Consider the following 15135-nt stretch of genomic DNA (forward strand, 5'->3'; position numbering starts at 1 on the left):
TTCTTCAGATGCCTTTTTGTGTAGAAGATTCCAAAGATTTCAGCAAATGAAGTATTCCTTCTTGGAACGGATATACAACAGCACCGGAATGGACGTTATCAACGAGCTGGTTGCTATTATGATCAAAGAGTTAAACGTTATTGGAGGAAATATAAACAAGGAGAGAAATCCATTGACAGCTTCGAACAGAAGCCAGGGCAGTCCGAGCGTCCAGGAGATCTTTTTGAGCTTATAGAACCCGTATGTGATAACGAGTCCTATGACCCCGAATATAAAAGCTACCACAGTGCCCAGAAGTCCATATATCATTTTTCCGAATATGAAAGCCGGCATCTGAGGCATTGTCTGTAGCAAGTGTCCAATTGCTCCCAATATTAGTAATGTAAGCACCATATTAAACCCGGTTGGCCTCTTTAATTCCTTTGATAGCACATTACATCCCGGACCCACTACAGTTTCAGTTGACACGTTAATCCTCACCTTTTAAACTTTTCACACAAAGTAATCCATGTTAATATAAAATACTATTGTACTGCATAAACTACCTCTAATGTTATATGAGTTTTTTTGTTTTTTTCTTACTTTATATTTAATTCAAATTACAATAATGCCTAAACTAATATGATATAAAAAGATATAATGTAGGTATTCTTAGAAGCAAGCCCCGGAATAGAAAGTATGAAGTATTTCGCAAGATAGTTCTAAAGCATCAATCTTACTGGTAGAAACATGAAACCCGAAATAAAATCAGAACTTATTGCAGCAGGTTCCGTGGATATGGATCCCATCCTGCTGGGCCGCACCACCATACCTACTGCAGGTCCCGGTGCAGGAAAAAAGGCATTTTTCTTTAGTTCCAGTGGTCACCGGGTACGCCTTGGGATCAACTCCGAATCTCCTCTTAAAGGTAAAAAAGAAAATGAAGAGCTTGTGATCACGAAAAATGGCCAGGAGATCGCCCGTGGATTCATAGAAGAAGAGATAATCCATTGTCCGGACCAGGCTTTCATCACCATGTGCGAAAAATGTATATTTGACTGCAAGTTCTGCCCTGTGCCCAAACTGCAGGGGAAAGTCAAGACCATGGACGAGATGCTTGCAATGATAGAAAAGGCCCATGCCACAGGCAGGATGCATGCGATATCTATCACATCAGGTGTAGAGATCTCTCCTGAAAAAGAAGTTGACAGAGCTGAGGAGCTCATCAGCAGGCTCAGGGAAAGATATACCGTGCCCATAGGTGTTTCAGTGTATCCCACTAAAGATTCCACCCGCAGGCTCAAAGATACCGGTGCCGATGAACTCAAATACAACGTAGAGACCATGGACAGGGATATCTTCAGCAAAGTGTGTCCGGGAGGTGGTCTGGAAGATGTGCTTGCCGGACTGCGGGAAGGTGTGGAGATCTTTGGACGCAATAAAGTTTGCTCGAATTTTATAATCGGCCTGGGAGAAACCGATGAATCTGCCATGAAAGGCATTGAGGAGCTTGTGGCCATGGGCGTGGTCCCCATTCTCAGGGCCGCCAGTCCTCACCCCTTAAGAATTGGAGAGGTATTCATTGAAAGACCATCTGCTGACAGGCTCATGCGTCTGACCCGCTTCCTGCGTGAGAAACTGGACGAATATGGTCTGCGTGCCGATACATTCCGGACAATGTGCCTTCCATGCACAGGATGCGATCTAAATCCGCATTCGGATCTGGAATAAAGGGAAATGAAGAATTACTTCAGGCTGTTTTCAAACTCATCTTTGAGGACAGCATATATGCAGCCATCCTGCACAACATCATTTTTGATAATATTGTTCTTCAGGACAGCTTCAAGCCTGAAGCCTGCCTTTTCAAGAACTCTCCTTGATGCTGTATTTCTGGCAAAAGGCTGTGCATAAACTCGTATTATGTCGAAGTTCCCGAAGAGGTATTGTGTAATGCACCTCACCACTTTTGTCATGATACCTTTTCCCCAGTATTCCTCAGCCAGATAATAACCCAATTCTGCGTTCTTCCGATGTACATTCTCCTTAAAATAAGCAGCTATGCTTCCTGCCACAACACCATCTACAACAATAGCAAATGCCCTGGAAATGCCTCCGCTATGTTTAGCGTTGTGAATGAATTTTCTGGCATCATCTATGGAATATGGATAAGTGAATCCATCCCGTAAATTATCGGATATTTTTTTGTTGTTCGCAATGAATACAAGTCCCTCAGCATCTTCCTCGTCCCATGGCCTCAGAATGAAATCATCGGTCACTATTCTGGCATTATCCTTCTTCATGGGAATTCCTTTCTGACAAATATGAAATGAACATATATTCGATCAGCGTATCCTTTTTTCAATGATCTCAGGCCAGATAGAAGCTGATACTATCATGCTCAAAACAAAAACGAACACCATGCCTGCAATGATATCCACCTGACTATACAGAGGCACAACCCTGGAGCTATTGACAGTTACAGCAAGGCCGGCAAAAATGATCACAAGCAAAAGTGAAGAAAGGATGCTGGCAATAAGCGCATGTTTTCCTTTATTGTCTGAACTTTTATCCATACCGATCATCACCTTATTTTATCCGGCTCCTTTTCATGAGCAGCGAGTTCGTGGTGACGGATACGGAACTCATGGCCATGAAAGCCGCAGCAATCTCGGGAGTTATCAGTATCTTGTGGAACAGCGGGAACAGTACTCCGGCAGCAATAGGTATGCCGATACTGTTGTATCCGAAGGCCCAGAACAAGTTCTGCTTTATCTTGTCCATAGTAAGCTTGCTAAGAGTGATAGAAGCCACCACATCCCGTAAGTCGTTCTTGATGAGCACGATACCTGCTGATTCCATGGCAATGTCCGTGCCTGCACCCATGGCAATGCCGATATCAGCCTGGGTGAGTGCCGGAGCATCGTTGATACCATCGCCTACCATGGCAACTATGCGTCCTTCCTCCTGCAATTGCTTTATCCCGGAAGCCTTGTCCTCAGGCAGCACTTCAGCAAGCACTCTGTCGATACCTGCTTCTTTGGCAATTGCTTCAGCGGTCCTGCGGTTGTCACCGGTGATCATCACAACCTCTATCCCCATTTTCCGAAGTTTTTGCACGGCTTCCCCGGAGTTCTCCTTGAGAGTGTCCGCAACGGCAACGATCCCTATGACCTGTCCACCCTTAGCGACGATCATGGCAGTCTTGCCCTCTGCTTCAAGCTTTTCCATATCCTTATTGATAACTGAGGTATCAAGGCCATTGTCTTCCATGAGCCTGCGGGTCCCAAGCAGTATCCTGCTGCCATTTACTGTAGCTTCGATACCTTGTCCTGCGATCGATCTGAAATCCTCCGCATTTCCAATGTCCACCTGCTTCTCCTGAGCTTTCCTTACAATTGCCTCCCCCAGAGGATGCTCCGATCCCTTCTCGGCAGCTGCTGCGATTGCAAGCACTTCTTTCTCATCATGGCCTGCAGTAAGCACAATATCAGTAAGCTCGGGCTTGCCTTTTGTGAGAGTGCCTGTCTTGTCAAAAACAATAGTATTGACTTTCTGGGTAAGCTCCAGAGCCTCTCCACCCTTGATGAGGATACCATTCTCAGCGCCTTTACCAGTGCCCACCATTATGGCTGCAGGCGTGGCAAGCCCCACGGCACAGGGACAGGATATGACCAGCACTGTAATGGAAATAAGTAATGAGAACAGGAAAGGACTTGTTATACCTGAAACTGTGGTTACGTCATATCTTTCGTATCCTATGAAGAACCAGAAGAAAAATGCTGCAAGCGCAATGACATGTACTGCCAGGATGAAGTTCCCTGCCACCACATCAGCGATGCGCTGGATGGGAGCCTTGGATGTCTGGGCATTCTCCACCAATTCTATAATCTGCGCAAGGGCAGTGTCTGCACCAACCTTTGTGGCCCGAAACTGCAGATATCCACTTTTATTGATGGTAGCACCGATCACAGTATCTCCAGCTGTTTTCTCCACCGGAATGCTCTCCCCGGTTATCATGGATTCGTCAATAGCAGAACTTCCCTGTACCACCACTCCGTCTACAGGCAGTTTCTCCCCGGGCCTTACAACCACAATATCCCCTACCTGTACATCTTCCACAAGTATTTCCTTTTCCTCTTCGCCAGCAAGTACACGTGCAGTCTTAGCCTGCAGGCCGATAAGCTTCTTGATGGATTCCGATGTCCTGCCCTTCGCCCTGGCTTCCAGATACCTGCCCAGGACGATGAACGCAATAAGCATGACAGCAGTATCGTAATACAGATGATGATAGCCAGGTCCCAGGTCCAGGAACGAAGATGCCACACTGATCACGTAGGCTGCTCCGGTACCAGTAGCTATGAGCAGGTTCATGTCCGTGACCCCGTGTTTCAGGCCTTTGTAAGTGCCTTCGAAGAATTGCCTTCCCGGAAATACCATTACGATCGTCGTGAGCAGGAAGAGCACGAGGTCATTTGTAAGGATATCCGGCACAAAGGATAACAGCCGCGGGAATCCCATTTTCATGCTGCCGAGCATTACCGGGATGACCATACCGCCAGCTATGAGCAGGTTCCTTTTCTGCTGCCTGATCTCCTCTTCCCTTTCCTGGCGTTCCCTGTCTTCCAGGACTTTTCGGTTCACTTCCAGGGATGCTGTGTATCCTATGCCGTCAACAGCTGCTTTCATCTGGTCGGGAGAGACCAGGGAAGCATTGTATTCCACATGGGCTTTCCCAAGGGAAACACTCACGCTCACGGACTCCACACCATCGAGCTTTCTAAGCACCTTCTCAACGTTCAGGGCACACGAGGTGCATGTCATGCCTTCTATCTTAAGGTTCAGATTGTCTCTTACCACTTTGTATCCGATGGCTTCAATGGTGTTTTCCATCTCCTTGAGACCCACAAGTGCGGGATCATAGGAAACATACGCTCTTGCCATGGGCAGGTTCACAGCAGCAGAAGCCACACCCTCCAGCTTTTTGAGGGTGCGCTCGATATTAAGAGCACAAGCAGAGCATTGCATCCCTGATACTTTCAGGGTGATCTCCTGAAGTTTACCCGGTTCGACCTTTTTTCTATCCTTATCTTCTTTTTCGTCTTCTTCAGGTATGGGTAAAGGACATGTCTGCTGCGCATCAGCGGCAGCACATTCCTCTCCGGTCTCATAACCTGCTGCCACTACTGCCTGTTTTATAGCCTCAAGGTCTGTTTTTGCCGGGTCTAATTCAACAGCAGCGCTTTCATCTTCCAGTTGCACTTCCACGGAACTGACCCCGGCTACTTTGGAAATTGCCTCTGTCACCCGCTTGTGACAGTGCATGCATGTCATGCCGTAAACTTTGAATTTGGTCTTCATGCAACCTTATATTGGAAATATTAAACTACAACATCATAACCGGCATCAACAACAGCTTTTTTTATATTACTGATATCAGTTGCAGCGGCATCATATTCAACAGTTGCCTGTTTTTTTGCCAAGTCAACTGTTACGCTTTTAACTCCTTTGACCGCCTTTATGGCCTTCTCTACAGTTGCCTGGCAGTGTCCGCACATCATTCCTTTTATGTTGATCGTTTCTTGCGTCATAATATCACCAGTCTGGTAATTATGAATTCATTTGTTATTTGAGGGGCAGACTATAATATCCTTATGCAAGTGCAATAATACATATTCCTCTTGCTGCACGATGCTAAGATCGATCCTCAATCAAATATTCCTTTACCCCTTTCCAGAGGGACTGTCAATCCACTGATATACGACCCACGGAGCATTAAAAGCGTGTACGGGAAACAGCAATATCAATAAATCGTCTTGATCCACAATGATGGCGTCATAGCCAGGTTCCCTGTAGTACGAATATCAACAATTTGATCCAAGATTTGTATCGTTTCTAAATTCAGCCCACTCTGATAGCAGCTTCTATAGCTTCCTTCCACGATGCCAGATCTGCACAATCAATTTCAGAAAGGTTATTCTCCTTCATATTTCCCATGAGGAGGAGTTTACTTCGGCTCAGAAGGCCGCCACCCTTTAGCTCAGTGCCCAATATGTTTTTCAGGCTTATTTCGTCTGAACCGCCTGAAGAATGAATTTTTGTTATTCTTTTGTTAGTGAGTATTAGAAAAGCATCTTTCGTTCTTTCGAACTTCAGCAAATGTTCTCTACGTACGTATTCCTGCTGCAGGCATTCCAGCATCTCCACTGCATGTTCCAGTTTCCTGGCCCGCATGCTCATAACTGTAATCTGTATACCTCCCAAAACCAGATGCAACGAAGACATTTCATGTGCCCATCCCAGCATATCCTTCACCTCTATCGAGTGAAGTACCTCTCTTCTTTTAGAGATAAGAGAGTTTGCATTTTTTATAAGAAAGATGCGCTTGTTGGTACAGGCCATTAGGACCCTTTCACCTCTAAGAAGCACTTCTGTCTCTCCAAGTGTCTTTTCTCCTTGTTTGAGAACAGTACCTTCAATGGTTCCAATCTCTCTGTTTTCAGACAGAGCATGCTGCTGTATCCTTCTATCCGGATCCTTAGGCATGTAATGCTCCAGCATCTTTAAGAGCAGCGGACCGTCGATCAGTTTCACATTATGATCTCCAGCTTCTTTTTGAGCCTCCTTTGTGAAACCTGAGGTAGTAGCTATGATGACTCCATCGACATTATCTCTGTAGCGCAAGCTGCTGTATTCTCTTACCTCCTTTACACCCACCGGCTCAGCATAGCGTTTGGCTTGTACGATCCATGTATGGGACAAGCCAAAGTTCTCGATGGAGATCATGATATCCACTCCCGTATCCCTTGACCTCTGGGTTACTTCTGCTCTGTATCCCATCTGTGTGAATAAATGGCCGAGCAACTCCTCGAACTCATAGGGCTCCAGACCCAGCAGTCTATTAAATGTCCAGATGTTCATAGTATCGACCATTTTATATGTTCTAAATATATAGGGACAGGAATATATGTAACTGTTTGTTTCACTCATACTTATATTCTCTCTTCTGACCCCGTATATGATAGAGGTTGATCAGAAGAGGATTTGCACGATAGTTGCACAACCACACAAAACTTTATTTCCTATCGTGCTATATTGAACAATTACCTGCTGATTAACATTACAGGATCAGGTTTTAAATCCAATGGAGCAAATCATTTAAAGTTGAGCAATATGGACGATCTTGAAGCGATCAGAAAGAAAAGGCTTCAGGAACTTCAGCGTTCCCTCGAAGCACGTCAATATCCGGCAGAGCCAGTAGTTGTAACAGACACCGGTTTTGATCAGTTTGTATCACAATATCCTTTGACGGTGATAGACTGCTGGGCACAATGGTGTGCTCCCTGTCGCATGTTATCTCCCATCATTGACCAGCTTGCCTCAGAACTGCAGGGCAAGATTGTCTTTGGCAAGCTTGATACTGACCAGAATCCTGTGATTGCACAAAAACTGAGAATAACAAGCATTCCCACATTACTGATCTTCCGACAGGGTAACTTAGTTGACCGTATTTCAGGGGCATTACCGAAACATCTGCTTTTACAAAGATTAAAACCAATTATTAATTGATCTCAATCATAAATAGGAGTGTGTAATATGGGTCATAAACCAAGAATCGTAGAAAGTCCTTCAGTACGGCTGATCGAACTGAAATCAGCTTCCACTGCCTACTTTATTGTAGCGTCTGTGGAAGTAGGTAACACCACTACCAAATGTATCCTCACAGCCACTAACCTGGAAGACGGAAAAACACGTCTGATCAACAAGATAGTCACCATGACCCGTGATGTAAGGGCACCTAAGACCGGCGAGGAAATATTTGGCCGGACCCTCAGCGGTGTGGAGCTTACGCGGCAATCCATTGCAGAACTTGTAAGAGATACGCTTCTCAAAGCAGTGGACTCAGCAAATCTGGACATAAAGACGGATATTCATTTTGTGGTACGTTCTACAGGTGTTGTGGCAGGTTTTGATGCACCTGAAGAAGTGGGTGAGTTCATAAAGGCACTGGCTGATGGCTGCCTCATGGCAGGTGTGCCCCCTAATCGCATGACACCCCCTATGTCGGTATTCAATATGCATGAGAAGTTCCGCAAATACACCAAACTGGAAAAAGTTGTCTTTGATGGAGCCGTTGCAAGTGTCACACCTCCCAAAGGAGCTACCGGTGTGGAGATCGTGGCCAACGAAATGGAAGGAGAACTTGCAACTGCAGGTATCAAAGAAGGTGCAAAATGGGTGGATGTGGATTTCCGTAACCCTTGTATCTCCATGGACTTTGGTACCACACTGGATGGCAGGATCATAGGCCAGGAATTACCCTATGCGAGGACAATCGGTAACTTCTGCGGTTATGCGGGTGCTATACCGGATGCGCTTATCAAAGGCACAGGTAAGGTCGATGCCAAAAAAGGCACTGCTCTTGAGATCGCTCAGAACATCTCCCTTGGTAAAGTTTCGCTCATGCTGAAAGGTAAACAGATAAAGGAATACTCCGAAAAGATCCAGCAATATATACGTATTGAGAAAGTGCCTTCGGGCTTTAAAAGATACGGGAGTGTACCAGTGAACCCTCAGGCTGCAGAGGAGATAGGTGTTGTGCTCATAGGCTGTGATGTAGGTATTAACGGCTCAGATATGGACAAGCTCATGGCAATAGGTGCTGAGATAAATGAGAAACACGGCCTTAACTTCCTGTTCGCTGTAATAGATGACGTAATGGCCCGTGTTGTACAGAGGCTTGTAAAAGTGGCACAGGAACATGGACTTATTTTTGAGAACACTGCTATAGGCGTCACCGGACGCGCAGCAATAACCGGCAATAAACCGAAACTCATCCTGAAGTACCTGGAGGAGCTTGGCCTTAACCATAAAATAGAGGAGAATGTCGTATTTGTGGACGATGGTCTGGCAAGGGGTGCTGCTGTCATGGCGCGGTGTATGAACTCCCTGGGGACGACTTTCAATCCTCTTGGGGGTAGAAGAGGCGGAAAATGTATCCTTGCCCAGCGTGTTAAATTACAGTCTGGAAAATAAGTATTTGGGAAGGAATAACCTTCCCTGTGAACATTTACATAATGGCCAAAAATACCAGGCGATAAAAAAGCTGTTATTATCCTTCATTCCGTCCTAAGGAATGCCTAAGAGCTTGCAGAGTTCTTTTAGATCTAAAGTATTCACTACATCTGCGGGTTTAACCCAAGCCCTTCTTGCAGTACCAACTCCATATCTTATGTTGGCAAACTGATCGGGCGAATGGGCATCTGTATTGATAGCAAGTTTTATTCCCATTTCCATGGCCATCATTGCATAGTTGCCATTAAGGTCAAGTCTCTGGGGAGAGGAATTGATTTCCAGGACTTTTCCGAATTCAAGAGCTGCTTCCATGATCTTTTTCATGTCCATCTCAAAGGGTAGCCTCTTTCCGAATTTTCGGCCGGTGGGGTGCGCTAGGATATGTACATGTTCATTCTCCAGTGCAGTTACTATTCTCTTTGTCATGGTCTTACTATCCTGTTCGACAGCACCATGCACAGCAACTACAACAATGTCAAGCTGTTCCAGCAAATCATCACCGTAGTCAAGTGTTCCATTGGGAAGTATATCGCACTCTGTACCTGAAAGTATCCGTATACCATCGATGCTTGCGTTAAGCTGCTCTATTTCTTTGACGTGTTCCATCAATCTCTTTTCCGAAAGACCGCTTGCGATCCTGGAAGATCCGGAGTGATCAGTGATAGCTATATATTCATACCCGAGAGCTCTGGCTGCAAGCGCCATTTCTTTGATGGTGTTCCTACCGTCACTCCAGTTGGAATGTACGTGAAGATCACCTTTGATGTCACCGATCTCTATAAGCCGAGGGATCTTTCTTTGCATTGCTGCTTCTATTTCTCCCCTGTCCTCGCGCAGTTCAGGTGGAATGAACTGAAGGCCGAGCATCTCGTACTGTTGCTCTTCCGCAGAAAAAGGCATTTGTTCTCCGGTTTCAACGTTCTTTAATCCATATTCACTGAGATGCAAACCCTTTGCGAGGGCTATATTGCGCAATTTTACATTATGATCCTTCGAGCCTGTGAAATGCTGAAGCAGGGAACCGAATGAATCATCTTTAACGATCCTCATGTCCACCTGGATATGTTCTTTATATATGACAGAACCTTTAGTAGTTCCCTTCTCAAGGATCTCCTGTACATTATCCATAAGTGTAAAAGCCTCTATGGCTCTTTCCGGCTCATTGGAGCAGGCTATGAGATCAATATCCCCCACAGTTTCTTTCCATCGCCTTATGCTGCCCGCTATCTGGACCTCCCGGATCAATTCCCCATCAACGAGCTTTCTGGATATTTCTTCGGCTATAGGCAATGCCAAACCCAAAGGGAACCTTCCGGTATTGCCTTCTGCAAACTGGCGTTTAGCTGCAATAAGGACATTCTCTTCCATCTTAACACCCATTCCAGGGATCCTGCGTATCCGGTGTTCTTCTGCAGCTCTGAGCAATCCTTTCAGATCTTTCACGCCTAGTTTTGTGTACAGCAGATACGCGGTCCTGGGGCCGATTCCCTGCACGGCAGTGATCTCTTCTATTTTTTCCGGTATCGTATGTCTGAGCTCTTCATAGGCCATGAATGTGCCTGTTTCAAGCATTTCCTTTATTTTTGCCTCTATTGCCTCTCCAACACCGGGAATATGGGCAAGATCATCTTTTTTGCACAGGACATTTAGATCCTCTTCCAGCTCCTCAATATGTCGTGCAGCTTTCTGGTATGCTTTTATCTTGAAAACGTTCTCTCCTTTGAACTCCAGCATATATGCCATTTCATACAGGAGCTTTGCCACTTCAGCGTTATCCATCTTAAATAGATAATGAGAAAGTTACACAAAAATCTAATGTTCTTTTTTAAGGTTGGCCTTTTCAATGGCCTTTGCAACAGCATCCTTATGCAGTTGCGCAGATTCATGGATACCGCCTTGGTTGCCCCGCACGGCACGGCACGGGTATTGCTGTATCAGCAGTCCGGCTTTAGCAGGTGCCTCTTCTATAGGCGTTCCTTTCAGTGCCTCTGCCATGTGCCAGGTGCTGCCACAGGGTGCTCCCCTGATAACTTGTACTTGATCCACTTTTCCTTCGTGAGTGATGATATCCAGGAGAGGTCTCGATAATTTGTCAGTGAACTCACATATAGCAGGATTTGCGCTGAGGGTGCAGCAGATATCTTCCACTTCTATGTACATTCCATATTCTTGTGCGATCTGCTCAAGTTCCTGCACAGGTGCCTTTGAGGCACCTCCAGGAACGATGAGGCTGCGGACTCCGTGTCTGCCGGCAAGCCTGGCTATGGCAGGCGTAAGGTCCGGGTGCAGGGAATATGTTATCAGGATCTCTGCGTTGAACACTTTTTCATCCATATGCAATTCTTCAAGGAACTCATCTGGATCGTCTATGAACTCAGGTAGATATTCAGGTACCTCTGCAGAGATTACTCCCAGGTCCGTTTTGCCAAGTATGGTATCTATCAGCCTTTTACCATACTTGCCTCTTGTAATCACACCAATATTCGTCATGTATGTTTTTCCTGAAAGGAGATATAGTAATCAGATAAAGTTAATTATTTATCTTTTGGGCAGGCTCTTTGTTTTCATGGGAGAAAAAAGATGGTGTGCCATTCCAGCTGAGGATGTCTTTTCGTTGATCGGAAGCGATCAGGATGGCCTAAGCGATCAGGAGGCCAGTATAAGGCTTGCGAGGGACGGATACAATGAGGTGACGTCCAAGAAAGAACATGGCCCTATCTATCGTTTTCTTAAGCAGTTCGCGAGCCCTCTTATCTATCTGCTGCTGATAGCTGCGGTCATCACTCTGTTCCTTGGGAAGTATGCAGATGCTGTGGTCATTGTATTGGTGGTACTGGCAAATGCTATAATCGGTTTCATACAGGAAGGCAAGGCGCAAAATGCTCTGGAATCATTAGCTAAGTTACTGGTACCTGAAGCACGGGTATTAAGGGATGGTGTCAGCAAGGTATTGCCAAGCAGGGAGCTTGTGGTAGGAGATGTGGTGCTGCTGGAATCAGGAGACAGGGTCCCTGCAGACCTGCGCCTGTTCTATGTGAAGAACCTGAGGGCAGATGAAGCGATCCTCACAGGAGAGTCATTACCTGTGGAAAAGAACGCCTCCGCCATTGATAGTGATTGTGTTTCCTATGGTGATCAGAAGAACGTATCTTTTGCCGGCACCCTCATTTCACAGGGCCAGGGAAGGGGTATCGTTGTGGCAACAGGTAATGACACACAGATAGGCAGGATCTCCAAATTTATCAGGGAAAGCAAGGAGATCTCAACTCCCCTGCTGCGTAAGATGGCACGGCTCAGCCTCATCCTTTCAGTTGTGATCGTAGCTATTGCGACACTTACCTTTGCTGTGGGTCTTTTGCAAGGATATGATACCGTAGAAGTATTCATGGCGTCGGTTAGTCTTGCAGTCGCTGCTATTCCCGAAGGGTTGCCTGCAGTCATTACCATTTCCATGGCCATAGGTGTCAACAGGATGGCAGCAAGGAACACGATCATCCGTACGGTACCTGCGGTAGAGACCCTGGGAAGTGCTACTGTTATCTGCACTGACAAGACCGGTACTCTCACCAGGAATCAAATGACAGTGACACAGGTATACGCTGCAGGCAAGACTTATACTATAACAGGTACGGGTTATTCACCTGAAGGTGATTTCCTACTGGATGAGATCAAAGTTGATCCGCTTCAGGATAAAGCCCTTGTGGAAACCCTTAAGGCGGGTGTGCTCTGCAATGACGCTTCTTTCAAAGGGACAGATAACATAGATGGTGACCCTACGGAAGGTGCACTACTCGTTTCCGGCCTTAAGGCCGGTAAGTTCCATATTCCCCGCAAGGACGTAGTTCCCTTTGAGCCGGAACAAAGGTTCATGGCCACACTGCATGAAAAGGAAGACGGTTCACGGATAATATATGTAAAAGGTTCCCCTGAAACGGTCCTTGACATGTGTGTCTCACAGTTTGACGGAAATTACCTTGTTCCTGTAGATACGGAAGGTATTATGCAGGCTGCCGAGCAGATGGCCTCAGAGGCGCTGAGAGTTCTGGCTATGGCTTACAGGGATGTTCCTAAGGATGTAGCGGGCATTGAAGCAGAGGATATAGGAGATCTTGTATTTGTAGGACTGCAGGGCATGATGGACCCCCCAAGAGATGATGTGATGGAGGCCATAGCAAAATGCAAAACTGCAGGCATTCGAGTAATAATGATCACAGGAGACCATTTGAAAACTGCCTCTGCCATTGCAAAAAAAATAGGAATAGAATCATCAGGTGCTCTATCTGGAGGCGATATGGAGAAAATGTCAGATGAGCATCTGAGCGAAAAATTGGATTATGTTTCGGTGTTTGCACGCACCTCTCCGGAAGATAAGTTAAGAATAGTAAAGTTACTACAGAAAAAAGGTGAGGTCGTGGCTGTAACAGGGGACGGGATAAACGATGCTCCTGCCCTTAAAACAGCGGATATCGGCATAGCCATGGGCCAGACAGGCACAGAGGTGGCAAAAGAGGCTTCTGATATGGTACTAGCAGATGACCACTTTTCGTCCATTGTAGCCGCTATCGAAGAAGGCAGAGATGTCTACAGCAAGATCCAGAAGATCATATTATGGACACTGCCTACGAACGGTGGACAGGGATTATCCATAGTGATAGCGGTGTTGCTGGGGATCACATTGCCCCTGGTGCCCCTGCAGATCCTATGGCTCAATACGGTGACAGCTATCGGACTTGGTGTTCCCATCACTATGGAGCCAAAGGAAAGGGGCATACTGAAAAGGCCGCCAAGGCCACCTAAGGAATCTATCCTCGTTCCTCTGATCAAGAGAAGGATCATATTTGTATCCTTGCTGATAGTTGCTGGTGCCTACCTTACATTCTTCCTGAAGATGGGAAGAGATGGGGATCTTACTGCAGCACGTACTGTTGCTTTGAATACGATAGTGTTCTTCCAGATATTCTATCTGTTCAACTCCAAGTCAATGTATGAGTATGTCTACAAGGATCTGCTATCTAACAAGTACATGCTGCTGGGTATTGGTATAGTTGTGTTGCTCCAGTTGCTGATAACTTATAATGGCGCTCTGAACTCTATATTTTCCACAGCGCCTCTTCTGGCCGTGGACTGGCTGATGATCATAGCGGTTTCCAGTACAGTCTTCTTCCTCATAGAGCTTGAAAAATATCTGTACAAGAAGCACTATATCTCATAAAGTATAACCGATACATTTATATATAAATTTTTATTTATATTTTTTTTGGTGAAATAATGGCTGAGATCAACCAGTCTATGGTGTATTTCAAATGCAGCTCATGCGATTATGTCTTTGAGTCAGACCCTGAATTTTTCGGGGTAACTTGCCCACAGTGCGGAGGCAAGAATACTTATCGTATCTGAGCAGTTATGTATAATAATAAGTCCTGTCTTTATTGACACTCATTGAATGAAAGGCAAACTAATTACTTTAGAGGGCATCGATGGCTCCGGTAAGTCTACTATATGCAGGTTACTGCAGGATGACCTCGGATTTGAGGGTTGTATCTTCACCCGGGAGCCTACTACAAGCTGGTTTGGTGATGCTGTAAACCGTGCCCTTCGCAGCGATACGGACCATATAGCGGAACTCATGCTCTTTCTGGCAGACCATGCTGATCATATTTCCAGGCTTATTCGCCCTTCCCTTGAGAATGGGGACAATATTATATCAGACCGTTATTCTGCAAGCAGGTGTGCCTACCAGGGAGCTACACTTCAGGATATTTTTGAAGATCCACTTGACTGGGTGCGCTTTCTGCATAAAGGCTGGACCATCGATCCTGATCTGATAATTCTTTTTGATATCGATCCGGAAGTGGCTGTAAAGCGCTGCGGCGACCGTGGGGAACGCTCGAAGTTCGAGAAGATGGAGTTCCTGAAAAAAGTACGCAGCAATTATCTGCGCCTTGCAGCAGAAGAGCCCGGAAGGTTCGTTGTGGTCAATGCGGACAGACCCTTAAATGAAGTACAAGAAGAAGTATTCAGGATCATTGCACATGCAGTAGGAACCGGGAATAAAGAGTGAAAAAATATTAAAAATCGTTTTTC

13 protein-coding genes are annotated in these 15135 nt (G+C 45.8%); 5 read left to right on the forward strand and 8 right to left on the reverse strand.

Annotated elements, in window-relative coordinates; all coding sequences use genetic code 11:
• Positions 1-39: 39 nt before the first annotated feature.
• Positions 40-468 (reverse strand): hypothetical protein, encoded by a 429-nt coding sequence (locus METHO_RS08170; protein ID WP_015325062.1) that lies wholly within the window; start codon positions 466-468, stop codon positions 40-42.
• A 261-nt stretch (positions 469-729) separates the two neighbouring features.
• On the opposite strand from METHO_RS08170, the gene METHO_RS08175 reads away from it, so the two are divergent.
• On the forward strand, positions 730-1710 hold the full coding sequence (locus METHO_RS08175; RefSeq protein ID WP_015325063.1) for a radical SAM protein: 981 nt from the start codon (positions 730-732) through the stop codon (positions 1708-1710).
• A gap of 14 nt (positions 1711-1724) precedes the next feature.
• Here METHO_RS08175 and METHO_RS08180 read toward each other — a convergent pair whose 3' ends face one another.
• From METHO_RS08180 to METHO_RS08200, 5 genes are all read right to left on the reverse strand, one after another.
• Entirely contained in the window at positions 1725-2279 is a 555-nt protein-coding gene (locus METHO_RS08180) for a GNAT family N-acetyltransferase (protein ID WP_015325064.1), read from the reverse strand.
• A gap of 42 nt (positions 2280-2321) precedes the next feature.
• Positions 2322-2552, reverse strand: coding sequence for a hypothetical protein (locus tag METHO_RS08185; RefSeq protein WP_156811079.1), 231 nt, complete (start codon positions 2550-2552; stop codon positions 2322-2324).
• Positions 2553-2565: 13 nt separating this feature from the next.
• The gene (locus tag METHO_RS08190; RefSeq protein ID WP_015325066.1) at positions 2566-5337 is read right to left on the reverse strand and encodes a heavy metal translocating P-type ATPase; all 2772 of its coding nucleotides are present in this window, start codon (positions 5335-5337) and stop codon (positions 2566-2568) included.
• 20 nt (positions 5338-5357) lie between these two features.
• On the reverse strand, positions 5358-5567 hold the full coding sequence (locus tag METHO_RS08195; protein WP_015325067.1) for a heavy-metal-associated domain-containing protein: 210 nt from the start codon (positions 5565-5567) through the stop codon (positions 5358-5360).
• A 310-nt stretch (positions 5568-5877) separates the two neighbouring features.
• Positions 5878-6909, reverse strand: a complete 1032-nt coding sequence (locus METHO_RS08200; protein WP_172635194.1) for a restriction endonuclease — start codon at positions 6907-6909, stop codon at positions 5878-5880.
• A 240-nt stretch (positions 6910-7149) separates the two neighbouring features.
• On the opposite strand from METHO_RS08200, the gene trxA reads away from it, so the two are divergent.
• Positions 7150-7545: a thioredoxin gene (gene trxA / locus METHO_RS08205; protein ID WP_015325069.1), complete on the forward strand. Its 396-nt coding sequence runs from the start codon at positions 7150-7152 to the stop codon at positions 7543-7545.
• Between the two features lie 27 nt (positions 7546-7572).
• Positions 7573-9012, forward strand: a complete 1440-nt coding sequence (locus METHO_RS08210) for a methanogenesis marker 14 protein (protein ID WP_015325070.1) — start codon at positions 7573-7575, stop codon at positions 9010-9012.
• Between the two features lie 93 nt (positions 9013-9105).
• Here METHO_RS08210 and polX read toward each other — a convergent pair whose 3' ends face one another.
• Together polX and METHO_RS08220 are read right to left on the reverse strand one after the other, a co-directional pair.
• A complete protein-coding gene (gene polX / locus METHO_RS08215) occupies positions 9106-10830 on the reverse strand; it encodes a DNA polymerase/3'-5' exonuclease PolX (protein WP_015325071.1) in 1725 nt (574 codons plus the stop codon).
• A gap of 33 nt (positions 10831-10863) precedes the next feature.
• On the reverse strand, positions 10864-11541 hold the full coding sequence (locus METHO_RS08220; RefSeq protein WP_015325072.1) for a DUF166 domain-containing protein: 678 nt from the start codon (positions 11539-11541) through the stop codon (positions 10864-10866).
• Between the two features lie 76 nt (positions 11542-11617).
• Here METHO_RS08220 and METHO_RS08225 point away from each other — a divergent pair, with 76 nt between their 5' ends.
• The gene (locus tag METHO_RS08225; protein WP_015325073.1) at positions 11618-14263 is read left to right on the forward strand and encodes a cation-translocating P-type ATPase; all 2646 of its coding nucleotides are present in this window, start codon (positions 11618-11620) and stop codon (positions 14261-14263) included.
• A 231-nt stretch (positions 14264-14494) separates the two neighbouring features.
• Entirely contained in the window at positions 14495-15112 is a 618-nt protein-coding gene (gene tmk / locus METHO_RS08230; RefSeq protein ID WP_015325074.1) for a dTMP kinase, read from the forward strand.
• Positions 15113-15135: the final 23 nt, after the last annotated feature.

It is taken from the genome of Methanomethylovorans hollandica DSM 15978, assembly GCF_000328665.1.
Lineage (GTDB): Archaea > Halobacteriota > Methanosarcinia > Methanosarcinales > Methanosarcinaceae > Methanomethylovorans > Methanomethylovorans hollandica.

Coding starts and splice junctions, on each gene's coding strand:
- METHO_RS08180 (WP_015325064.1), bottom strand. CDS start 2,279: ATGAAGAAGGATAATGCCAGAATAGTGACCGATGATTTCATTCTGAGG.
- METHO_RS08225 (WP_015325073.1), top strand. CDS start 11,618: ATGGGAGAAAAAAGATGGTGTGCCATTCCAGCTGAGGATGTCTTTTCG.
- METHO_RS08200 (WP_172635194.1), bottom strand. CDS start 6,909: ATGGTCGATACTATGAACATCTGGACATTTAATAGACTGCTGGGTCTG.
- tmk (WP_015325074.1), top strand. CDS start 14,495: ATGAAAGGCAAACTAATTACTTTAGAGGGCATCGATGGCTCCGGTAAG.
- trxA (WP_015325069.1), top strand. CDS start 7,150: ATGGACGATCTTGAAGCGATCAGAAAGAAAAGGCTTCAGGAACTTCAG.
- METHO_RS08195 (WP_015325067.1), bottom strand. CDS start 5,567: ATGACGCAAGAAACGATCAACATAAAAGGAATGATGTGCGGACACTGC.
- METHO_RS08190 (WP_015325066.1), bottom strand. CDS start 5,337: ATGAAGACCAAATTCAAAGTTTACGGCATGACATGCATGCACTGTCAC.
- METHO_RS08210 (WP_015325070.1), top strand. CDS start 7,573: ATGGGTCATAAACCAAGAATCGTAGAAAGTCCTTCAGTACGGCTGATC.
- METHO_RS08220 (WP_015325072.1), bottom strand. CDS start 11,541: ATGACGAATATTGGTGTGATTACAAGAGGCAAGTATGGTAAAAGGCTG.
- METHO_RS08185 (WP_156811079.1), bottom strand. CDS start 2,552: ATGGATAAAAGTTCAGACAATAAAGGAAAACATGCGCTTATTGCCAGC.
- METHO_RS08175 (WP_015325063.1), top strand. CDS start 730: ATGAAACCCGAAATAAAATCAGAACTTATTGCAGCAGGTTCCGTGGAT.
- polX (WP_015325071.1), bottom strand. CDS start 10,830: ATGGATAACGCTGAAGTGGCAAAGCTCCTGTATGAAATGGCATATATG.